The sequence below is a fragment of the Mycobacterium sp. genome, from assembly GCF_965229105.1.
Lineage (GTDB): Bacteria > Actinomycetota > Actinomycetes > Mycobacteriales > Mycobacteriaceae > Mycobacterium.
This window is the reverse complement of record NZ_OZ245858.1, coordinates 5668647-5690064: the sequence shown is the minus strand read 5'-3', so window position 1 is coordinate 5690064 and position 21418 is coordinate 5668647. Positions and strand designations below refer to the sequence as shown.

Annotated in this window: 16 protein-coding genes and 1 pseudogene; 6 read left to right on the top strand and 11 right to left on the bottom strand. The window is 65.2% G+C overall.

What is annotated here, in order from left to right; genetic code table 11:
* Positions 1 to 105: 105 nt before the first annotated feature.
* The 5 genes and pseudogenes from ADBZ9O_RS26750 to ADBZ9O_RS26730 form a co-directional block, all read right to left on the bottom strand.
* Positions 106 to 1032 carry a MerR family transcriptional regulator gene (locus tag ADBZ9O_RS26750; RefSeq protein WP_526533536.1) on the bottom strand — a complete coding sequence of 309 codons (927 nt, stop codon included), beginning with the start codon at positions 1030 to 1032 and terminating at the stop codon, positions 106 to 108.
* Positions 1033 to 1057: 25 nt separating this feature from the next.
* Positions 1058 to 2557 carry a flavin-containing monooxygenase gene (locus ADBZ9O_RS26745; RefSeq protein WP_526526158.1) on the bottom strand — a complete coding sequence of 500 codons (1500 nt, stop codon included), beginning with the start codon at positions 2555 to 2557 and terminating at the stop codon, positions 1058 to 1060.
* A 1-nt stretch (position 2558) separates the two neighbouring features.
* Positions 2559 to 3479, bottom strand: coding sequence for a ferritin-like domain-containing protein (locus ADBZ9O_RS26740; RefSeq protein ID WP_526526157.1), 921 nt, complete (start codon positions 3477 to 3479; stop codon positions 2559 to 2561).
* 23 nt (positions 3480 to 3502) lie between these two features.
* Complete coding sequence (locus ADBZ9O_RS26735) at positions 3503 to 4336, bottom strand: SDR family NAD(P)-dependent oxidoreductase (protein ID WP_526526155.1); 834 nt, start codon at positions 4334 to 4336, stop codon at positions 3503 to 3505.
* Positions 4324 to 5342 (bottom strand): annotated as a pseudogene (locus tag ADBZ9O_RS26730) (alpha/beta hydrolase). Before ADBZ9O_RS26730 ends, ADBZ9O_RS26735 begins: the two are co-directional and overlap by 13 nt.
* Positions 5343 to 5595: 253 nt before the next feature.
* On the opposite strand from ADBZ9O_RS26730, the gene imuA' reads away from it, so the two are divergent.
* Positions 5596 to 6288 carry a DnaE2-dependent mutagenesis accessory factor ImuA' gene (gene imuA' / locus ADBZ9O_RS26725; protein WP_526526154.1) on the top strand — a complete coding sequence of 231 codons (693 nt, stop codon included), beginning with the start codon at positions 5596 to 5598 and terminating at the stop codon, positions 6286 to 6288.
* A 1-nt stretch (position 6289) separates the two neighbouring features.
* Positions 6290 to 7891, top strand: a complete 1602-nt coding sequence (locus ADBZ9O_RS26720) for a DNA polymerase Y family protein (RefSeq protein ID WP_526526152.1) — start codon at positions 6290 to 6292, stop codon at positions 7889 to 7891.
* Positions 7892 to 7907: 16 nt separating this feature from the next.
* On the opposite strand, the gene ADBZ9O_RS26715 is transcribed toward ADBZ9O_RS26720, so the two are convergent.
* The 4 genes from ADBZ9O_RS26715 to ADBZ9O_RS26700 all read right to left on the bottom strand — a co-directional run bounded on the left by ADBZ9O_RS26715 (position 7908) and on the right by ADBZ9O_RS26700 (position 12728).
* Positions 7908 to 9008 (bottom strand): nucleoside hydrolase, encoded by a 1101-nt coding sequence (locus ADBZ9O_RS26715; RefSeq protein WP_526526151.1) that lies wholly within the window; start codon positions 9006 to 9008, stop codon positions 7908 to 7910.
* A 45-nt stretch (positions 9009 to 9053) separates the two neighbouring features.
* A complete protein-coding gene (locus ADBZ9O_RS26710) occupies positions 9054 to 11066 on the bottom strand; it encodes an SDR family oxidoreductase (protein WP_526526149.1) in 2013 nt (670 codons plus the stop codon).
* 72 nt (positions 11067 to 11138) lie between these two features.
* Positions 11139 to 11852: a histidine phosphatase family protein gene (locus ADBZ9O_RS26705; RefSeq protein WP_526526147.1), complete on the bottom strand. Its 714-nt coding sequence runs from the start codon at positions 11850 to 11852 to the stop codon at positions 11139 to 11141.
* Positions 11853 to 12728 carry an acyl-CoA thioesterase gene (locus ADBZ9O_RS26700; protein WP_526526146.1) on the bottom strand — a complete coding sequence of 292 codons (876 nt, stop codon included), beginning with the start codon at positions 12726 to 12728 and terminating at the stop codon, positions 11853 to 11855. It lies immediately after the preceding gene.
* A 77-nt stretch (positions 12729 to 12805) separates the two neighbouring features.
* Here ADBZ9O_RS26700 and ADBZ9O_RS26695 point away from each other — a divergent pair, with 77 nt between their 5' ends.
* The 3 genes from ADBZ9O_RS26695 (at position 12806) to ADBZ9O_RS26685 (ending at position 16245) form a co-directional block, all read left to right on the top strand.
* Positions 12806 to 13675, top strand: a complete 870-nt coding sequence (locus ADBZ9O_RS26695) for a MaoC/PaaZ C-terminal domain-containing protein (RefSeq protein ID WP_526526145.1) — start codon at positions 12806 to 12808, stop codon at positions 13673 to 13675.
* Positions 13676 to 13807: 132 nt separating this feature from the next.
* The gene (locus ADBZ9O_RS26690; protein ID WP_526526143.1) at positions 13808 to 14695 is read left to right on the top strand and encodes a universal stress protein; all 888 of its coding nucleotides are present in this window, start codon (positions 13808 to 13810) and stop codon (positions 14693 to 14695) included.
* Positions 14692 to 16245, top strand: a complete 1554-nt coding sequence (locus tag ADBZ9O_RS26685; protein ID WP_526526141.1) for an amino acid permease — start codon at positions 14692 to 14694, stop codon at positions 16243 to 16245. The genes ADBZ9O_RS26690 and ADBZ9O_RS26685 overlap by 4 nt, the downstream gene beginning before the upstream one ends.
* A gap of 6 nt (positions 16246 to 16251) precedes the next feature.
* Here the strand turns inward: ADBZ9O_RS26685 and ADBZ9O_RS26680 are convergent, their stop codons facing one another.
* Both ADBZ9O_RS26680 and ADBZ9O_RS26675 read right to left on the bottom strand, forming a co-directional pair.
* Positions 16252 to 17235, bottom strand: a complete 984-nt coding sequence (locus ADBZ9O_RS26680; protein ID WP_526526139.1) for an Acg family FMN-binding oxidoreductase — start codon at positions 17233 to 17235, stop codon at positions 16252 to 16254.
* A 99-nt stretch (positions 17236 to 17334) separates the two neighbouring features.
* A complete protein-coding gene (locus tag ADBZ9O_RS26675; protein WP_526526137.1) occupies positions 17335 to 17955 on the bottom strand; it encodes a TRIC cation channel family protein in 621 nt (206 codons plus the stop codon).
* Between the two features lie 133 nt (positions 17956 to 18088).
* Here ADBZ9O_RS26675 and ADBZ9O_RS26670 point away from each other — a divergent pair, with 133 nt between their 5' ends.
* On the top strand, positions 18089 to 21400 hold the full coding sequence (locus ADBZ9O_RS26670; protein ID WP_526526135.1) for a DNA polymerase III subunit alpha: 3312 nt from the start codon (positions 18089 to 18091) through the stop codon (positions 21398 to 21400).
* The last annotated feature ends 18 nt before the right edge of the window (positions 21401 to 21418 follow it).

Genomic DNA, 21418 nt, shown 5'->3' with positions numbered 1-21418 from the left:
CAGCACTATGGCAGTTTTCGCTGCAATGCGGGCAACTCGAGTCGCCGAGTTCCACGACAGCGTGTTGAGGCTGTGGCACTCAGGTGACGGCCACCGCTCCTAGGCCTAGTCCGCTGCTGGGTCGTTGGACTGTTCGATGAAATCGGACAATAGCTGGCCGACCAGCGATTCGATGGTGGACTCGATCGAATGAGCCAGCGTCGCCGTCACCGACGCCACGGCCTGGGTGCGGAACCGGACCAGCATGGTGATCAACTCGGCGACTTCGGTGTCGTCCGGCAGTGATTCGCCGGGTTTGATGCGTTTGAGGGCATGTTCGGCGCCGGCCCGGACCAGGATGCCGCTGATCTCGTCCAGATGTGGGGCGATCTGTTCGTGGATCTCGATCAGCTTGTCGATGCTGATGCCGTAGCCGCGGATCTCGTTGAAGGCCTCGATGAGCTGCGGCCGGATGATGGTCGCCGTCTGCTCGTCATCGTCGACCCGGATGAGTCCCGTCGCGATCAGCCGCTCGAACGCGGCCGGATCGTCGATCAGTTGCTCGGCGTCGGCCCGCGCCATGGTTTCGGGTTTCTCCGCGGCCCAGGTCCCGACGATCGCCGACTCAAGACCCAGCACCGCGCCCAGATCCTTGCCCTGCTCCCATGCGCTGAGCATTTCGTGGACGTGGGAGATGTTGTAACCGCGGTCCAGCATCGAGGTGATCAGCCGCAGCCGGGTCAGGTGCGTGTCGTTGTACAGCGCGATTCGTCCGACGCGTAACGGGGGGTGAAGCAGCCCCCGGTCGCGGTACACCCGCACATTGCGGGTGGTGGAACCGGCCAACCGGGCCAGGTCGTCGATCCGGTATTCACCTGATGCCGCAGCCGCTTCGGCGTGCGGGGCGCGCACGGCGGCGTCGAAAAGCTGGGAGACCGCGTTCTCGATGACGTCGCGCGAGCCCCGACGCACCCGTTGTGGGGCTCGGCGCAGATTGGCCAGAATGCTGCCGATCGGACCGGTTGGCGGTCGAGGCGGTTTGGCGGAGGACATCATGCGCGCCGGTTCGGTGATTCGGTCAGGCTCGCCGGGCCGGGACGCGAGCAGCGCGTCGATCGACACTGCGGGCGATGGCCGTGTAGTCCTCATAGCGGAAGTCGCGCATCTGTCGAAGATACTGCGTCGCGAACCCCGGGTACATCGACGCGTTGAATCCGTCCGCGGTCAGATACCAGCTGCTGCAGCCCGACATCCAGGTGGTCCGCTTGAGCCGATGCTGGATGGCGGCGTTGTACTCGCGCTGAACGTCCTCGCGGACGTCGAGGTAACGCAGGTCCTCGTCGAGGATCGCGCTGACGCCTGCGACCAGATAGTCCAGCTGGCCCTCGACGAAAACCAGTAGCGAGTTGTGTCCTGGGCCGGAGTTCGGTCCGCTCATGAAGAACAGATTCGGGTAGCCGTGCGCGCTGATGCTCTTGTGGGCCTCGGCATGCCCGGACCATTCCTGCTGAAGCGACCGACCGTCTAGGCCGGTGACGGGAAACGGTGGACCGGACAGGTGCACGTCGTATCCGGTGGCGAAGACGATGGCATCCAGGTGATGTTCGACGCCGTCGCTGGTGCGGATGCCCACCGGGCTGAGCGTGGCGATCGGCCAGTCGATCAGCTTGCAGTTATCCCGTTGCAGCGCAGGATAATAGTCACTGGACACCAGCATGCGCTTGCAGCCGGGCGTGAAATCCGGGGTGAGTTGGCGCCGTAACCATGGGTCGGCGACTGTCCGGCGCAGGTGCGCCTTGCCGAGCCGGGCCACCACCGAGGACAACGGAGATTTCCATACCAGCGCGGTCGCGCTGGCCTCGTGTGTCCAGAACAGGACTTGGCGCGCAAAGTCCTGGGTGGCAGGAACTTTCGCAAACAGCGACTGCACTGCCGTGGGCATCGTGGTGTCCAGCCGGGGCAGGACCCAACCGGGGGTGCGCTGGAAAACCTTGACGAACTCGGCTGTCTTGACCAGTTCGGGCACGATCTGCACGGCACTGGCACCGGTGCCGATCACCGCGACGCGTTTGCCGGCGAAATCATAATCGTGATCCCAGTCGGCGCTGTGAATCTTATGTCCGCCAAAGGTGTCGATACCTCGGATGTCGGGCAACGTGTGGTCGGCCAGCGGGCCCGAGGCCAGCACAACGGTGCGGGCATGGAACTGCTTGCGGCCCTTGGTCATTGCCGTCCACACTCCGGTGTCCTCGGCAAACGAAAGCCCGGTGATCTCGGTGTCGAACCGGATGAGCCGCCGCAGACCGAACTGATCGGTCAGGTCCTCGATATGTGCGCAGATCTCGCTGCCGGTGGGGTAGGCACGCGACCAGGACGGATTCTTGACGAACGAGAACGAGTACAGCAGCGACGGGATATCGCAGGCCACACCGGGATAGGTGTTATCCCGCCAGGTCCCGCCGACTCGGTCGCTGCGCTCGACGATGACGATGTCCTCGACGCCGGCCTGGGTGAGTTTGATGGCGGCACCCAGCCCGGTGAAGCCGGCACCGATGATCAGTGTGTCGTGAATCGTCATATCAGGCCGCCGGCTTGTAGGTCAGTTCCTTGAACCAGGACGGGATCGGTCGCAGCAGGGCGCGGGGGTAGCGGTCGCTGGCCCAGACCGCTGGATTGGCCACCCAGTGGTACGGGTTGCGCGGGTTGACCACCATCCTGGCGTGCAGCTTGAGGATCTGATACGTCGGTACCCGCCAGGTGTATTCACTGCGGCTGCCGAGTTCCTTGAAGCGCAGCATCGCCTTGTATAGCCGTTCGGGTTCCAGCCCCATCCCGACGATGTTGTTGCGCATCCGGTTCAGTAGTGGGACGTACATCAGCGCACCGATGATCACCCCGGGTGTCGCGACGTTACCGACGAACTCGATGGCGAGCTTACGGGCGCTGGCATTGCCGATCATGTTCAGTACTTCGAAATCGACGGCGATGTGCCGGGATTCGTCGTTGTTGATCTTCTCGAACACCTGATGGCAGACGGGGTCGTCAACCTCGTCGAGCAGGAATTTCAGCAGCGCGCCGTCCAAGGCCACTTCGAGCATGGGGATGACGGTGCCCAGAATGGCCAGCGACATCCCGTCGGCGTAGGCGTCGAGCCACTCGATGGCCAACCGGATGTTGACGTTTGGTTCGGGCATCTCGTCGCCGTCGATCATGCCCCACCGTTTCATCAGGGCCAGTTCGGCATTGGCGTGCCGCTGCTCTTCGGCATGGAAGTAACGGTAGATCTCCGCCAGGGTGGGGGTAGGGGCCTTCTTGGCCAGCGCCGCAAATCCGCGTGCACCGACGTTCTCGATCCAGCACAGATCGGCCATGAACGCCTTGAGCTTCGGTCGGAACTCGTCGCTGATGGTCTCCGCACCCGGCGCATCCCAATCGATATCAGCCAGTGCCCACTGGCGGTCTTTGATCTTGGCGAGCATCGTGTCCATATCGATAGCCATGAGCCTCTTTCTTTTGTGTGGTGTTACGAGCTGACAGCACTACCGAGTCGAGAGACCAGCCCGACGGTGCGGGTGAAGGTGGTCGGAGCCAGACGTTTGATACCCCAACCGATTTTGGCGTCCAGTTGTGGCATGCAGTACAGACCGCCGCGGTCGTAGGTATCCAGACACATCCGGGCGGTGCGTTCGGCGGAGATCCCGGTCCACCGCATCAGCCAGTCGGCCAGGTCGGACGATTCGTTGGTGATGCGGCCGGCGTTGACGATATTGGTCTTGACAAAAGTCGGGCACAGCACGGTGACATGCACACCGCTGCCGGACAGTTCGGCGGCCAGCGTCTCCGAGAGCGACAACACTGCCGCCTTGCTGACGTTGTAGGCGGCCATCCCCGGTGCGGCGCCAAAGGAGGCGGCGGAGGCGACATTGATGATCCCGCCCCGGCCCGCGTCGCGCAGGATCGGGGTGAACACATGGCAGCCGTGGATCGGGCCCCACAGGTTCACCCCGAGAGTCCAGGCCCAGTCATCGAGTGGGATATCGCCGATCGGTCGCCCGCCCGCGCCGACGCCGGCATTGTTGACGACCAGCGTCGGGGGTCCGTCGAACCATGTTTGTGCTTGGGCGGCAAGGTCTTTGACGTCATCGATCTGTGTGACATCGCAGCGTAGGGCGATCGCCGTGCCACCCTGGTCGTGGATGGTTTCGACGGTGGACTGCGCAGCGGAGATGTCCAGATCGCTGCAGATCACCCGGTTTCCGCGGGTGGCGAGCTCGATGGCGAAGGCCGCGCCGATGCCACTGCCGGCGCCAGTGATCAGCGCATCACCATCTCGGCTGCGTTTCGTCATTCCGAACATGTGCTGGCCTCCAAGGATTCGATGACAAAGTCGGCGGCGTAACGCATGGCCGCTGTGGCCTCGGGCGCCAGCCGGGGTAGTGCTTGGAAGACGTGCACCTGATCGGGCCAGATCTGGAGTTCGCAGTCGCCGCCGCCGGCGCGAATATCCTCAGCCAGGTGGTGTGCGTCCGCGACGAGCATCTCTGCGCCTCCGGCCTGGATCAGGGTCCGGGGGAACGGGGCCGACCTGGTGGTGACGTCATGGCGTAGCCGTGGGTGCGTGGGATCGATTTCGCCGCAATACAACCGGACCAGCCGGGAGGCATCGGCTGCCCTGATCGCCGGATCGGGCCGCAGTCGTTCCTGCTCGCGCGCCCGGTGGAACGTCAGGTCGGCCAGCGGTGAGAACAGCACCACTGCTGCGGGCCGAGGGGTGGCCTTGTGCAGTAACAGATCGACGGCGAGGTGACCACCGGCGGAGTCTCCTGCGATGACGATCCGCTGTGCTGGGAGTGCGCAGACAGAACGTAGCCAGTCCCAACCGGCGTGGGTGTCGTTCGAGGCGGCGGGGAATCGGTGCCGGGGGGCGAGCCGGTAGTCGAGGCAGAACACCGGCAGCCCGGTCAGTTTCGACAGCCAGGACGTCAGCCGTCGATGGGTTCGTGGTGAGCACAGCGCGTATCCGCTGCCGTGCAGGAAGTAGATGGCCGATCCGGTGTCGGCGGCGCTGTTGACACCGTGGGCCCGTACCCATTCGCCGACGACCCGGCGACCATCGGGCAGCGTGACGTCGACAGGTTCGACGTCGGTTCCCGCCATCCTCGGACCGAAGCTGTTCATGATGTTCGCCACGATCTGGCGGGACAGCCACAGACTCCAGCCCGCTCCGGTGGAAGCATCGCGCTGATCCGACGCAACGTCTGGGCGCTGATATCCGCCGCGATGCGAGAGCGAATCGAGCCCCGTATCGCAGTGCCGTTCGGGTTCGTTGGTAGCTGGGTCGGTGACGGTACCGGTGCTGGCATCCGCGGCCTCCTGTCTGGCTCGGTGGGCATGTCGAATGCAACGGCAAATAGTGACATTTGTCAATGACAACATTGGCAAACGAAGACATTGCTCAGTGAATATTTGACGGCCCGATCGACTCTTCCGCCCCATCCGCACCGTCGGCATCTGGCGTCTTTCGATGGCTTGACGCTGTCGGTGGGTGGGTGTTTACTCGCCGTATCGAACATATATTCGAACACAGGAACAATTGACCGTGCTGGGAGGTGGGCGATGACGGCGGCACTTGCTCTCGATCAACCGCGAAATGACCGCGCTGAGCAGCTACAACAGCTGCGTCGTCAGATGGCGGCCGTCTCCGGGAAGGTGGGTGCCGGCCGCCGCGGTCAGGATAGCAACAGCGAGGTGCTTCCCGGCTCAGAAAGTTTGCTACCAGTGCCCGAATCGCTGGTGGAACTGCTGCCCGCCGGGTTGCCGAGGGGGGTGGTGGCTGTGCTGTCAGGGGCTCGGTCGCTTCCACTGAGCATGGCGGCCGCGGTGACTGCTGCGGGCGGACATGTGGCGATCGTCGGCCACGCCGGCGCCGGTCTTCTGGCCGCCGCGGAGATGGGGGCTGACCTGAGCCGGTTGGCGATGATCCCCAATCCGGGGACCGATCCGGTCGAAATCGCCGCCGTGCTGATGGACGGGATGGACCTGGTGGTGCTGGGCCTGGGCGGGCGCACGGTAGCGCCGACCCGAGCCAGGGCGGTGACGGCTCGCGCCCAGCACAAAGGGTGCACCCTGCTGGTCACCGGTGGCGATTGGCAGGGCGCCCCGATCCGGCTGGACGCCAGGGTCTGCGGGTACGAGATGTCAGGTGGTCCGGTGCCCGGTTTCGGCCGGATCAGCCGGGTGCGGTTGGCGATGCGGGCCAGGGGGCGGATTGTCGGGCCTGGAACACGGGTGAGCACCAGGGTGGGTTGACATGTCCTCGAGGGTTCTGGCGATCTGGTGCATGGACTGGCCTGCGGTGGCGGCTGCGGCGGCGGCCGGGTTACCGGCAACTGCCCCGGTGGCGGTGACGTTGGCCAACCGGGTGATCGCTTGTTCGTCGGCAGCCCGCTCGGCCGGAGTGCGTCGCGGGCTGCGCAGGCGGGAATCGCAGGCCCGTTGTCCGCAACTGCATGTGGTCGCCGCCGACCCCGGTCGTGATGCCCGCTTCTTCGAAGGGGTGACAGTCGCGGTGGACGATCTGGTGCCGCGCGCGGAGGTGCTGCGTCCCGGGCTCCTGGTGCTGTCGGTTCGCGGGGCGGCGCGCTATTTCGGATCCGAACACGCTGCCGCGGAGAAGCTGGTCGACGCGGTGGCGACGGCAGGCGCCGAATGTCAGGTCGGGATCGCCGATCAACTGCCCACCGCTGTTTTCGCGGCCCGTGCCGGTCAGGTCATCGAACCGGGCGGGGATGCGGTGTTCCTGTCTGCTTTGTCGATTCGACAGCTGGCAACCGAGCCAAGCCTGTCCGCAGCCGGCCGCGATGACCTGGTGGACCTGTTGTGGCGCATGGGGGTTCGCACCATGGGGCAGTTCGCGGCGCTGTCGCGGGCTGATGTCGTGTCGCGATTCGGCGCGGATGCGATGCTGGCGCATCGGCTTGCCCGTGCCGAGCCGATGCGGGGCCCGTCGGGGCGTGAACCACCAGCTGAGCTGGATGCCGTTCTGGACTGCGACCCGCCGATCGACCGGATCGATGCCGCCGCGTTCGCCGGGCGATCATTGGCCGGTCAACTACACCGAACCCTGGAGTCGGCCGGTGTCGGCTGCACCAGGCTCGCCATTCACGCCGTCACCGCTAACGGAGAAGAACTGAGCCGGGTGTGGCGGTGCGCTGAGCCGTTGACCGAGGACGCCACGTCCGATCGGGTCCGTTGGCAGTTGGATGGCTGGCTGAACAGGCGCAACGCCGGCGACAGGCCGACTGCTCCCATCACCACCCTGCGGTTGCAGCCGGTGGAAGTGGTTTCCGCTGGTGCGCTGCAACTGCCGCTGTGGGGTGGCGCCGGTGACGATGACCGGCTGCGGGCCAGACGTGCGCTGATCCGGGTGCAGGGTCTCCTTGGTCCCGAAGCCGTGCAGATACCGGTGCTCAGCGGTGGTCGTGGACCTGCCGAGCGCATCACCCTCACCCCGTTGGGCGACGAACTTGTTCCGCGTGCCGACCCCAACCAGCCGTGGCCGGGGCGGTTACCGGAGCCGTCGCCGACGGTGCTGCTCGATGACCCGGTGGAACTGCTTGATGTGCAAGGTAATCCGGTCCGGGTCACCGGACGCGGCCTGTTCTCAGCCGAACCGGCGAAGCTGGATTCCCCGGCAGAGTCGCGTTGTCCTACCCACGCCGGCCGGTTGCGGTGGTGGGCAGGGCCGTGGCCGGTCGACGAACGCTGGTGGGACCCCAAAGCGGAGCAGGCAGGTCGTACCGCGCGTGTTCAAGTCTTGTTGGAAAGTGACTCCGCTGCAAGCGAATCCGGTCCTGCACTGCTGCTGTGCTACCGGCGTAGTCGATGGTATGTGGAGGGGGTTTATGAGTAGCCCCAGATGAAGTTGATCAGCCGAATCGGCGGGCATACGGCCCGACCCGTTCGATGAACCGGTCGAAGAACACCGTCGGCAGCGGTTCGGTGGCTCCTGCCGCTCCGGCCCCAGCTGGACCGGAGATGGCGATCGCCGCGTTGGGTGGGCGTCCCCAATGTCCGTTCCAGTCGGCGATCGTCATACCCCTGGTCAGGGTGCCGTCCAGTTCGACATCGACGGTGGTCGTCCGGGTCGTCACCAGCGAGGGGTCCAGCGCCACGGCGGCGGCGAAGGGGTCGTGTAAGTGCGCCAGATAGCCTTCGCCCTGGTCGAAGTGGAACTCGAAGTAGAACCGCACCGCGTCTTCGAGAACCCGGATCAAAGGGTTGGGCGCCGACGAACGGGAACCCCGTTCGTCGAGCACGCTCATGGTCATGGTGTGAGAGTCAGCCGCTGAGGCCAACCGCGCCAGGATCGCCGGGGTCAGTGCAATGTTCTCGGTGAGATTCAGGCCGCACACGATGGGACGCTCGGCGACTCCGGGAATCTCGGCGTTACCCCAGGCGGCGAAAACTTCTGCCGCAGCCTCGGGATCGACGGCGATATTCCACTCCGACACCGGGGTCGTGTTACCGCGGTAGTCGAAAGCCCCGCCCATGATCACCAACCGTCGCAGCAAGGTGGGCAGTGCCGGTTCGGCGCGCAGTGCCAACGCGAGGTTGGTCAACGGCCCGGTGACCAGGCCGACCAGCTCGCCGGGATAGGCGTGCGCTGCCAGCACCCACGCTTCGGCGGAATCGTGGGTGGTCGCCACCCGATCGGTGGGCGGCAGTTCGGCGTACCCCAACCCGGCCGGGCCGTGGGTGTCCTCCGCCGTGCGCAACGGTGTGCTCAACGGCTGGGCCGCGCCGCAGGACACCGGCACGCCGGAGACCTGCAAGAGTTCGAAAAGGCCGAGGTTGTTGCGGCATACCTGGTCTACCGGAACGTTGCCTGCGGTCGAGGCGACGCCGACAAGTTCCGCATCGTCGCTGGCCAGCAGATAGGCCAGTGCAAAAGCATCGTCCACGCCGGTGTCGACGTCGGCGAAAACCGGAAGCGGAGACACCGCGGATGGGCCTGCCGCAGCGGTCATTCCGCAGACCCTACCGTCACACCACCGCCTGTACTGACGCGTGCGTTACCAGTGCACCCCGGGCACCCGCCGTACCACCGACTTCACCGGTCGCGGCACCCGAAGCCCGCGCACCGCACGCGCGGGGGGTTTCGGGCGCCTGATTCTCTGGGGTCGTTCGGCCGTCGGTTCCGCAGTATCCACCCCGCGGGCGGCCGCCGAGTCCGGATATCCCAGATACACCTGATGCAGCACGCGCCGCGACAACTTCGGGGTGAGATACCGCCCGGCGTCGGCCAGGGTGCCCAACGGGGTGTCGATCCGGACCGGCTTGTCGACCAGTCCACGCACCACCATCGCTGCAGCATGTTCGGCGCTGATCGCGGGAATGGGGTTCAGTCGCTGCGACGGCGCGATCATCGGGGTCGAGACCAACGGCATGTGAATGGTGGTGAAAGTGATGTGATCTGACAGGGTTTCGGTGGCCACCACCTCGGCGAACGCATCGAGTGCGGCCTTGCTCGGCAGATACGCCGAGTACCGCGGGGTGGTGGACTGCACACCCGCGCTGGACACATTGACCACATGCCCGAACCGGCGTTCCCGCCAATGTGGCAACAGCGCCAACACCATCCGGACCGCACCGAAGTAGTTGACCGCCATCACCCGCTCGTAATCGTGCAACCGGTCGGTGGAAGCGTCCACCGACCGACGAATCGAGCGGCCCGCATTGTTCACCAGATAATCCACGTGGCCGAACTGACCGAGGATGTCCTTCACCGTGTGGTCGACCGATGCCGAGTCGGTGACATCGCAGGTAAAGGCATAGGCCTGTCCGCCGTCGGCACGGATCTCGGTGACCAGATCGTCAAGTGCGTCAGCGTTGCGGGCCAGGGTGAACACCGTGGCACCACGCGCCGCGACGGCGACCGCCGAGGCCCGTCCGATCCCGCTGGAGGCGCCGGTGATGATGACATGCCGACCTGCCAGTGGATCAGACACCTCGTTGCGACGGGCGCGGTCCGGGTCGAGATGCTGGGCCCAGTACCGCCACAGTGCAGGTGCGTACGAGGCAAAGTCGGGCACCGTGATTCCGGTGCCGTGCAGCGCATTTCGGGTGTTGTCGGTGGTGAACGTCGGAGCCAGGTCGACGACGTCGAGAATCTCGGCGGGAATGCCGAGCTGGGTGACGGCCATATTGCGCCACACCTTGGCGCGCCCGCGGGCCGCCAGGAATGGCGCGGAAACGGCTCGCGGCAGCGTCGCACGCAGCGGAGGCAGCCCGGCCGTGCGTGCCAGCGCGCGGTAGATCCCGCGCAGACCGATGGACTCGGGCGCCGTCAGGTGGAAGGTCTGACCGTCCCAACCGCCCAAGCGCAGCAGCGCGACCAGGGCGTCGGCGACGTAGTCGACGGGCACGATGTTGGTGCGACCGGAATCGGGCAGCACGATCGGCGTCACCTTCGGGAGCACCGCGAGCCGGGCGAGCACCCCGAAGAAGTAGTAGGGCCCGTCGACCTTGTCCATCTCGCCGGTGTGCGAATCGCCGACCACCACCGCTGGCCGATACACCCGATAACGCAGCCCGGGTGTGCTTCGCACCAGCTGCTCGGCCTCGAATTTCGTTCGGTGATACGGCGTTGGCAGCTCTTGGGCGACATCGAAATCGTTCTCGGTGTACTCGCCGGGAAAGGTGCCTGCCACCGCGATCGATGACACGTGGTGCAGTGTGGCGTCCAGCGTCGTGGCCAGGCCGATCACCGCGCGCGTGCCCTCGACATTGGCGGCCCGCTGCTCGGCTTCCCCTGCGGTGATGTCGTAGATTGCCGCGCAGTGCACCACCGCGTCGACGGAGTCCAACTCGCCGACGGTCTGATCGGACAGTCCAAGGCCAACCGCGGTCAGGTCACCGACCAGCGGTTTGGCGCGCTCACCCCACCGATGAACGAGACGCTCGAAGCGGGCCAGTGACTCGCGACGGACCAGCACCCACACCAGTGCGTCGGGTTCGGTCTCCAGTATCCGGGTGATCACCCGGCTGCCGATAAACCCGGTACCGCCGGTAACGACATAATGCATGCGAGCCATCGTGGCCGGTCACTGGGCAAACGTCAACAGCCTGTTGCCCGATCGCGCAACGCGCAGGAAAGGCTAGGCGCCGAAGTCGGTGATCCCATCCCAATTGACCAGCCTCCACCCGGTGACGGGGTTGCCCTGAATCACCACGCGACCCACATTCGGCAGGGAATGGTCGGTCAGCAGATTGTTTCTGCCGTTCTTCACATTCATCAATGTCCACAGCATGATCGACGCACTATGGGCGAAGGCGATGGGATTTTTATCGCCGCTGTCGTAGATCTTCTGGACCGCTGTGGTGAAGTCGTTATTGAACTGGTTGCCGTTGATCGACTCGGGAATCGCCGCGTTGCGGTCGCCTTTGAGCCAGGCCGCCGGCGCCATGAAATAGGCCAACAACGCGGCACCGCCGGATTGTCCCTCGAACCGACCTGCCGCTATTTCATTGAGCCCCGGCAGCACCTGTACCTGCTTGTCGAGATCTTTGGCAAGTGGTGCGGCAGTTTCCTGGGCGCGAAGCAATGCTGAGGCGTAGATGCCGTCATAATCATTGCCGCGCAGTTCATTTGCGACCTGCTGCGCCTCCTGTTCACCTTTCTCGGTGAGACCAGGGCCAGGCACCGCGGTGTCGATCACGCCGGCGGCGTTGGCCTCCGATTCGCCATGCCGAACGAAGGTCAGAGTGATCGACCGAGGCGCGGGCGGCGTGGAGCTGCACGCGCCGAGCACGATCGCAGCCGCAGCGACCGCGGCCGCTTTGCCAAGAACTCTTCGAGTTAGGTGTGGCATCTAGCTCCGTCTTTTCGGCCTGCCCAGATATCCCTCCTGGGTCACGGTACATACCAGTGCGCCGGCGCGGTTGTAGATCGCACCAAACCCCAGACCTCTGCCTCCGACCGCACTCGATGACCGCTGGTCATAGAGCAACCAGTCGGAGAAATCGACCGGCCGGTGAAACCACATCGCATGATCGAGCGAGGCCATCTGTTCGAGTGTCTGCCACGTCTTGCCGACGCCGACCTGTACCGCATCGAGAATCGACCAGTCGCTGACATAGGCCAGCAGGCAGTTCGCCAGCAACGGATCGCGGTGCACGTTCGGCGGCACCACCTCGTCGGCCCGTATCCACAACCGGCAGACCGCCTCGGCCGGCGGTGGCCCATCCACCGAGATGCGGGGCGGGGGGTCGATATAGCGCATCTCGAAGGCCGGGTGCCTGACCTGTGTGCTGTAAGCCTCACCGGAGTATGGCGCGAGTTGGTCGGCGATCGGGATCAACGTTTCCGGCGCTGCCACCTCTGGCATCGGCTGCTGGTAGTCGTCGCCGTCGATCGCTTCGATGAAGGACAGCACAGCCTCCATGATCAGCACACCGCCCTGCCTGGTGGAGACCCGTCGAGTGGAAAACGTCCGGCCCTCCCGCAGCGTGACCACGTCATATTGCAGCGGCGCCCGCGGATTGCCCGGCCGCAGAAACGAGACGTGCAGACTGTGAATCTGGCGCGCAGGCGCCGTGCGTGCGGCGGCCATCATCGCCTGCCCGATCACCTGGCCGCCATACACCCGCACCCGGTCGCCAACGGTTGGCTGCGGACCGATGTAGGTTCCGCCCCCGACATCCTCTAAAGCGAACAGGTCCAGAATGTCCTTCAACGACTCCGTCACGACCTTTATGTAGCCATGGCCGTTCTGCGGGCACCGAACCGGGTCTGCGCTAATCCCGGCCCCGATAGGGTCAGACCATGCCGATCGATCCCAACGCCGTTGGCGCAACAGCGGACCCGCACACGTTTACCTGGACAGACCGCGACACCATGCTCTACGCCCTCGGCGTCGGCTGTGGCACGGCGGACCTGGCCTTCACCACCGACAACAGCCACGACATCCCGCAGCAGGTTCTGCCGACCTACGCCGTCATCGCCTGCATGGGGTTCCCGGCGATGGCCAAGGTGGGTGACTTCAACTTCGGCCTACTGCTGCACGGATCGCAGGAGATCATCCTGCACGCGCCGCTGCCTGCGGCCGGGACGCTGACGGTTACCTCGGAAGTCGCCGACATTCAGGACAAGGGCGAGGGTAAGAACGCCATCATCGTGGTGCGTGCCACCGGCACCGACCCGGCGACCTCCGAACCGATCGTCGAGACGTTGTCGACGTTCGTGATCCGCAAGGCGGGCGGTTTCGGCGGCGTGCCCGGTGAGCGCGCCGCGGCGCCGGAGATTCCTGACCGCGCGGCCGATTCCCGGACGACGATGCCCACCAGGGAGGATCAGCCGCTGATCTACCGGCTCTCCGGTGATCGCAATCCGTTGCACAGCGATCCGTGGTTCGCGCAGACCCTGGCCGGGTTCCCGCAGCCGATCATGCACGGGCTCTGCACCTATGGTTTCGCCGGCCGGGCAATACTCGCCGACCTCGGTCAGGGCGATGCCTCGCGGATCACCGGGATCAAAGCGCGGTTCACCTCACCTGTTTTCCCGGGCGAGACGTTGACGACATCGATCTGGCGTACCGAACCCGGGCAGGCAGTGTTCACCACCGAGGCGTCGGCGCCTGACGGCTCCGGTGCCCGGTTGGTTCTGGAGGACGGTGTCGCCACCTACACGGGGTAGGCGGTGCGCGGATGCAACCGGGTTCGGTTGGAGCAGCCGAATATCCGCGAACGCCGGTGAACCGCGGCCCGCGTTGACAGGATGGCTGCGGAACGTCCGTACAACGCGGTGCGGGATAGGTGGTAGACGCTGATGAGACTCATAGTTGGTTACCTCGCCACCCCAAGTGGTGACGACGGACTGACGCTCGGAATCCGGCTGGCCCGGACGCTGGAGGCGCGCATCGATCTGTGCATCGTGCTGCCGCCGGACCGGGTGCTGCCCGGCCTCGTCACTGTCGGTGGCTACGACCAGATCCTGGCCGATCAGGCACAGAAGTGGCTCGACGACGCGGCCGCAGGAGTGCCCGAGGATATCGAGGTAGACACCCATATCAGCTTCAACGAGTCCTTCGCCGAGGGACTGATCCAGCAGGCCGCCAGGTTGGAAGCCGAAGCCATCGTCGTCGGTGCGGCCCATGACGGACTGATGGGCCGCTACACCATCGGATCGGTCACCGCCGATCTGCTGTACTCCTCGCCGGTGCCCCTGGCGCTCGCACCGCGCGGTACCCGCTACTCGAAGATCGACCGCGTGCGGGAGGTGACGTGTGCGCTGGGGCAACGCACGGGTGCCGACCTGTTGTTGGAGACGGCGGTACGCGCCAGCGCGGCGGCAGGTACGCCACTGCGGCTGGTGTCGCTGGTGGCCCTCGACCCCATGTACGGATCGCTGCGCGGTGACAACGATTCGGTCCGCGACCGGGCCATCGCACACGCCACCCAGACCTTGGAATCGGCCAAAGATGCTCTACCGGAAGGCTTCCCGGTGGAATCGACGATCGTCGACGGTCCGACCGTCGAGGCCGCGGTCAACAAGCTCGAATGGCGCGACGGCGATATCATCATGGTCGGGTCCAGTCGCCTTGGCGCACCGCGCCGACTGTTCCTTGGTTCGACGGCGGCCAAGATGCTGCGGGTTCTGGAAGTTCCGATGGTTGTCGTACCCAGGGAGCAGTTCACCGAGGAGGACCTACCATGACCGATGCCGCAGCCGATGGCCTCACAGTGATCGAGGAACAGTCCGGGGTGGTCTCGAAAGGGCTGGCCGCCGGTAAGGTCGGCACCTTCTCCGGTGCCATCCTTGGTATTTCATCGGTGGCACCCGGCTACACGCTGACCGCAAGTATCGGCCTGATCGTCGCGGCCGTCGGATTGAAGATGCCTGCGATCCTGATCGCCGGCTTCATCCCGATGTTCCTGACTGCCTACGCCTATCGTGAGTTGAATTCCCGGGCCCCAGACTGCGGCGCGTCATTTACCTGGTCCACCAAGGCATTCGGCCCCTACGTCGGTTGGATGTGCGGTTGGGGCATGGTGATCGCCACCATCATTGTGTTGTCCAATCTGGCTGCGATCGCTGTGGAGTTCTTCTATCTGTTCATCGGGCGGGTGCTCAACAACCCTGATATCGCCGAGCTGGCGAGCAACAAAGCGATCAACATCGTCACCACCTTGGTTTTTCTGGCGATCGCCACCCTGATCGCCAGTCGCGGCATCACGACCAGCGAGCGGGTTCAATACGTGCTGGTCGGATTTCAGATGACCGTGTTGGTGGCATTCGCCGTCACCGCCCTGGTCCATGTCGGCGCCGGTGACGCCCCGGCCGGCCTGAGTTTCGACCTGGGCTGGTTCGATCCGTTCTCCGGGCTTGCGATCGGCGCCTTCATCATTGGCGTCACCGGTTCGATATTCGCGTTCTGGGGCTGGGACACCTGCCTGACCCTCGGTGAGGAGTCCAAGGACCCGACCAAAGTGCCCGGTCGAGCCGGATTGCTTTGCGTGGTCACCATTTTGCTGACCTATCTGCTGGTCGCCGTCGCGGTGATGATGTACGCCGGGGTGGAGGAGGAAGGCCTCGGCCTGGGCAATGAGGAGAACGCCGATAACGTCTTCGGCGCGCTGGCCGACCCGGTGCTCGGCTCATGGGGTGGGCCGTTGTTGTTCCTCGCGGTGCTGGCGTCATCAGTGGCCAGCTTGCAGACCACCTTCCTGCCGGCAGCCAGGGCGATGCTGGCGATGGGCGCCTACGGCGCTTTCCCGAAGAAGTTCGCCGAAGTAAGCCCGCGGTTCCTGGTACCTGCCTTCAGTACCGTGACAGCAGGTGTCGTCACCGGTGTGTTCTACACCGTGGTCAGCCTGCTCTCGGAGTCGATCCTGCTGGATACCATTGCCGCACTGGGCATCATGATCTGCTGGTACTACGGCATCACGGCGTTCGCGTGTATCTGGTATTTCCGTCGCGAGCTGTTCGCCAACGTCCACAACGTCGTGTTCAAACTGCTCTTCCCGCTGCTGGGCGGCATCATGTTGGCCGCGGTGTTCGTCATCTCGATCAAAGAGAGCATGAACCCGGAGAACGGCAGCGGGACCGCCATCGGCGGCATCGGCCTGGTGTTCTTTCTCGGCTTCGGCATCCTGCTTCTGGGGGCAGTGTTGATGATGATCATGCGGTTCCGTAGCCCGGACTTCTTCCTGGGCCGCACGCTGCGTCGCGGCACCCCGGTGCTGGACGACGTCAGCGCGAATTAACAGCTCTCAGAACCGAATCGACAAAATATCGGATATCGGCCGACGCGGTGTCGTCGGTGTGCCGTGATCGAAGGCAGGTACCCGTCCGACCCGGATGAGCAACTGAGGTACCCCGGCATGGCCGATCAACGTGGCCAGCACTTTCCGTGCCGACGGGTCTTCGGTCAGATGGGTGACAGTGCAGGTGGCCAGGCCGGCCAACGTGCACTCAAGTAATACCTGCGACAGTGCCTCACCACACTCCAGGGCGGCCGCACGGGAGTCGTCCGGGGTCGACAAGGCAAGCACCAAGGACTCGTCGTGGGTGATTGCCGGCCGTCGGTCCCCGGCCGGGCCGACCGGGAAGTGCCGGTTTATCTCAACCCGATCCGCTTCGGGCACCGAAGGTAACGAGGTGCGCGGTATCCCGGAATCCAGCCCGAAAGGCGCTGTCCACCAGTCGAGGTCGTCGTGGTAGCCAGGATCGAGGCGACGGGCGGCCTCATTCACGCGCGATGCCTCGACGAGATCTGGCCGTTCTTCGTCCACCAGCACATCCAGGCGCACCTTGGTGGTGGCCAGCGCCTGCCGTAAGGCCGATTCGACCGGTCCGAAATTCACCGGGGCCCGAAACGGTAGCCGGTCAGTGCGTCGCACCACGATCGCGTCGGCGATGAGCTGGGCGGAATCTGCCGGATAGTCCAGAGGGCTCAAGGTCAGTGTCGCCAGGTGTTCGGCGTTGTCCGGGCTGGGGAATCGCTCGATGATCGTGCGTCGACCCGCCGCGGCCAGCGCCACCCGTACGTGATCCAGCATGGCCCCACAGCTGATCAACGCCTCGCGCCCGGAGCTGTCGGTATGCCGGACGGTGCGTCCCCGGGCGACGTACAGCCGCAGCTCGTGTCCGTCGGTGACCCACTGCCAGGGTTGGGTGTTGTGCAGTGACGGCGCCCGAGAGGCCAGCTCGACCGCGCATTTGATGAGATCGGTATCCACCACCTGATGAGGCATTATCACCACCGTTTCCGTCGCCGACTGCGATTGTTTCCGGTGATGCTCGGCGCTACCAGGGTCGTTGGTCCCCGGCCGTGGGGACGAATGGCAGTGCCCCTAACTGCCCGCGATCAAATCCCTTGGGCCAGTGGGCAACCTCCAATTGAAGGCCAGTGCGGCCAGCCGCAGCACGGTGGCCACCACAGCGCCGACGGCCACACCTATCCACTGCGGACCGAAATAGTCGATCACCACGTAGGTGATCGATCCCAGCATCGCCGGCACGGCGTAGAGGTCGTCGGGCCCCATCAGCAGCGGTATTTCCCTGGCGAGCACGTCGCGCAGGACACCGCCGCCGACGGCGGTGATCATCCCGAGCAAGGCCGCCGCGAACCAGGACGCACCGTGGTCGACTGCGATGGCCGCACCGGCGGTGGCAAAGAATCCCATCCCGATCGCGTCGGCCACCAGCACCGGTCGGCTCATCCGCAGGAACGTCTTGGCGAGCGGAGTGGTCACCGCCACCGCAACGAGGCAGACCGTGATGTTGGGCCAGTGCTCGATGGAAGTGGGCGGGGTGACATCGAGGAAGATATCGCGCAGGACGCCGCCGCCGACGCCGGTCAAGATCCCCAGCGCCGCGATCCCGAACAGGTCGAAACCCTTGCGAACACCAACTATTGAGCCCGAAGCCGCGAATACCGCGATGCCGAAGTAGTTGAGAATCGTTTGTAGCACGGTGTCACCACGTTCGCTCTTCGGCTCTGATCAGCACTTCGTTGATCGCCACCCGGCGGGGGCGCGTCACAATATAGGTGATCGCGTCGGCGACCCCCTAGCCTATCGAACAGATGTTCGATAAACTCGTTCGATGGGCTGGAACGAGGGACCGCCGACCTGGGCCGAGATGGAACGGGTGCTCAACAGCAAGCCCCGTCGCGCAGGCATGCCTTTTGGGAAGGGTGAGGGCGAGCCGATCGGGGACGGCGGCGACTCGCCGGCCTGGTCGCGCAAGCGGCAAGCCTACGAACAGCCGGAGCGCGGCCCGGATCAGGTCTGTTCGACGGTGCCCTACGCCGAATTGCACACCCATTCGGCGTACAGCTTCCTCGACGGGGCCAGCACGCCGGAGGAACTCGTCGAAGAGGCGCAACGGCTGAACCTGCGGGCTATCGCATTGACCGACCATGACGGCCTCTACGGTGTGGTCCGCTTCGCCGAAGCCGCCAGGGAACTGGACGTGCGTACCGTATTCGGTGCGGAGTTGTCGCTGGGCAATGTGGCGCGCACCGAGGAACCCGATCCGCCGGGGCCGCATCTGCTGGTGCTGGCCAGGGGGCCGGAAGGGTATCGGCGGTTATCGCGTCAGCTGGCCACCGCCCATCTGGCCGGTGGTGAGAAAGGCAAACCGCGCTATGACTTCGACGCACTCACCGAGGCCGCGGGTGGGCACTGGCACATTCTGACCGGTTGCCGTAAAGGGCATGTGCGCCAAGCGCTTAACGATGGTGGGCCGGCTGCGGCCGAGGCGGCGCTTGCCGGGCTGGTGGACCGGTTCGGAGCTGATCGGGTGAGCCTGGAACTCACCTGTCACGGGCACCCTCTCGACGACGAACGTAACGCTGTGCTGGCCGGGCTGGCGCCCAGGTTCGGCGTCGGCGTCATCGCCACCACCGGGGCACATTTCGCCGAGCCGAGCAGGGGACGTCTCGCCATGGCCATGGGGGCGATCCGGGCCAGGCAGTCCCTCGACGACGGGGCCGGTTGGCTGGCCCCGCTGGGGGGTGCGCACCTGCGCTCCGGGGACGAGATGGCCAGGCTGTTTGCGCACCGGCCCGACGTGGTCACGGCGGCAGCAGAATTGGGGGAGCAGTGTGCGTTCGGTCTGCAACTCATCGCACCTCAGCTGCCACCCTTCGACGTACCCGACGGCCACACCGAGGGCAGCTGGCTGCGCGAGTTGACGATGATCGGCGCCGCGCAACGCTATGGCCCGCGCGCCGCCGCGCCGCAGGCCTACGCGCAGATCGAACGAGAACTGGCCGTCATCACCCAATTGAAATTTCCCGGCTATTTCCTGGTGGTGCACGACATCACCCGGTTCTGCCGGGAGAGCAAGATCCTGTGCCAGGGTAGGGGATCGGCGGCCAACTCGGCGGTCTGCTACGCGCTCGGTGTCACCCATGTCGACCCGGTGGCCAACGAGTTGTTGTTCGAGCGGTTCCTGTCCCCGGCGCGCGACGGGCCGCCCGATATCGACATCGATATCGAATCAGACCTGCGTGAGCAGGCCATCCAGTACGTCTACCAGCGCTACGGGCGGGACTACGCCGCCCAGGTCGCCAACGTCATCACCTACCGCGGCCGCAGCGCGGTCCGGGATATGGCTCGCGCCCTTGGCTTTTCGCAGGGGCAGCAGGACGCCTGGAGCAAACAGATCAGCCGCTGGAACGGTCTGGCCGATTCCCCGGATGTCGAGGGCATCCCCGAGTCGGTGATCGACCTGGCCATGCAGATCAAGAATCTGCCACGGCATATGGGGATCCACTCGGGTGGCATGGTCATCTGCGACCGTCCTATTGCCGATGTATGCCCGGTGGAATGGGCGCGGATGGAAAACCGCAGCGTCTTGCAGTGGGACAAAGATGATTGTGCGGCAATCGGTTTGGTGAAGTTCGATATGCTCGGGCTCGGCATGCTTTCGGCACTGCACTATGCCATCGATCTGCTGGCAGAGCACAAGGGGATCGACGTGGATCTGGCCACCCTCGATCTGTCCGAGCCTGCGGTCTACGAGATGCTGCAACGCGCCGATTCCGTCGGGGTGTTCCAGGTGGAATCACGGGCGCAGATGTCCACCCTGCCGCGGCTCAAACCACGAGTTTTCTACGACCTGGTGGTCGAGGTGGCACTGATTCGTCCCGGGCCGATCCAGGGCGGGTCGGTGCATCCCTACATCAACAGGCGCAATGGACTGGAGCCGGTGGTCTATGACCACCCGTCGATGGAGCCCGCGCTTCGGAAAACCCTTGGGGTACCACTGTTTCAGGAACAGTTGATGCAGCTGGCGGTCGACTGCGCAGGGTTCTCCGCGTCGGAGGCCGATCAGCTGCGCCGGGCGATGGGCTCCAAACGTTCCTCCGAGAAGATGCGCCGATTACGGGACCGGTTCTACGACGGTATGCGGGAGTCGCACGGTATCACCGGCGATGTGGCCGACCGTATCTACGAGAAGCTGGCGGCATTCGCCAATTTCGGCTTCCCGGAGAGTCATTCGCTGTCCTTCGCGTCGCTGGTGTTCTATTCGTCGTGGCTGAAATTGCATCACCCGGCCGCATTCTGCGCCGCCCTGCTGCGCGCCCAGCCGATGGGCTTCTACTCGCCGCAGTCGCTGGTCGCCGATGCGCGCCGCCACGGGGTGCTGGTACACGGCCCTGATGTCAACGCCAGCCTGGCGCACGCCGATCTGGAGGACGCCGGGAACACGGTTCGCCTCGGGTTGGGGGCGGTCCGCAACATCGGTACCGATCTGGCGGAACGGATTGTCGAAAAGCGGTTGGCTGATGGTCCGTTCACCTCACTGCTTGATCTGACCGGGCGGGTGCAGCTGAGCGTGCCGCAGACCGAGGCGCTGGCGACCGCGGGCGCACTGGGGTGTTTCGGGATCACCCGTCGCGAAGCGTTGTGGGCGGCCGGAGCCGCCGCCACCGAACGACCCGACCGCCTACCCGGGGTGGGCTCGTCGTCGCACACCCCGTCGCTGCCGGGCATGAGCGAGGTGGAACTCGCGGCCGCCGACGTCTGGGCCACCGGCGTCTCACCGGGCAGTTTTCCGACGCAGTTCCTGCGGGCTGACCTGGACGCGCTCGGTGTTGTCCCGGCCGATCAGCTGCTGGCGGTACCCGACGGCACGCGAATCCTGGTGGCCGGTGCGGTGACACACCGTCAGCGACCCGCGACGGCCCAAGGCGTGACCTTCCTCGGTCTCGAAGACGAGACCGGACTGATGAACATCTTGTGCTCACCGGGGGTGTGGGGACGGCATCGCAAGTTGGCGCAGACGGCGTCGGCGTTGGTGATCCGGGGCATCGTGCAGAACGCCACCGGCGCGGTCACCGTGGTGGCCGACCGGATGGGCCCCATCGAGTTGAGAGTGCGGTCGCGTTCGAGAGATTTCCAGTAGCCAGTTCGCGCGACAATG

Excerpts from the sequence above, each read along its gene's own strand:
- ADBZ9O_RS26710 (WP_526526149.1), bottom strand. The coding sequence starts at position 11,066 with ATGCATTATGTCGTTACCGGCGGTACCGGGTTTATCGGCAGCCGGGTG.
- ADBZ9O_RS26745 (WP_526526158.1), bottom strand. The coding sequence starts at position 2,557 with ATGACGATTCACGACACACTGATCATCGGTGCCGGCTTCACCGGGCTG.
- ADBZ9O_RS26670 (WP_526526135.1), top strand. The coding sequence starts at position 18,089 with ATGGGCTGGAACGAGGGACCGCCGACCTGGGCCGAGATGGAACGGGTG.
- ADBZ9O_RS26680 (WP_526526139.1), bottom strand. The coding sequence starts at position 17,235 with ATGCCTCATCAGGTGGTGGATACCGATCTCATCAAATGCGCGGTCGAG.
- ADBZ9O_RS26715 (WP_526526151.1), bottom strand. The coding sequence starts at position 9,008 with ATGACCGCTGCGGCAGGCCCATCCGCGGTGTCTCCGCTTCCGGTTTTC.
- ADBZ9O_RS26685 (WP_526526141.1), top strand. The coding sequence starts at position 14,692 with ATGACCGATGCCGCAGCCGATGGCCTCACAGTGATCGAGGAACAGTCC.
- ADBZ9O_RS26735 (WP_526526155.1), bottom strand. The coding sequence starts at position 4,336 with ATGTTCGGAATGACGAAACGCAGCCGAGATGGTGATGCGCTGATCACT.
- ADBZ9O_RS26695 (WP_526526145.1), top strand. The coding sequence starts at position 12,806 with ATGCCGATCGATCCCAACGCCGTTGGCGCAACAGCGGACCCGCACACG.
- imuA' (WP_526526154.1), top strand. The coding sequence starts at position 5,596 with ATGACGGCGGCACTTGCTCTCGATCAACCGCGAAATGACCGCGCTGAG.
- ADBZ9O_RS26690 (WP_526526143.1), top strand. The coding sequence starts at position 13,808 with ATGAGACTCATAGTTGGTTACCTCGCCACCCCAAGTGGTGACGACGGA.
- ADBZ9O_RS26705 (WP_526526147.1), bottom strand. The coding sequence starts at position 11,852 with ATGCCACACCTAACTCGAAGAGTTCTTGGCAAAGCGGCCGCGGTCGCT.
- ADBZ9O_RS26750 (WP_526533536.1), bottom strand. The coding sequence starts at position 1,032 with ATGTCCTCCGCCAAACCGCCTCGACCGCCAACCGGTCCGATCGGCAGC.
- ADBZ9O_RS26720 (WP_526526152.1), top strand. The coding sequence starts at position 6,290 with ATGTCCTCGAGGGTTCTGGCGATCTGGTGCATGGACTGGCCTGCGGTG.
- ADBZ9O_RS26740 (WP_526526157.1), bottom strand. The coding sequence starts at position 3,479 with ATGGCTATCGATATGGACACGATGCTCGCCAAGATCAAAGACCGCCAG.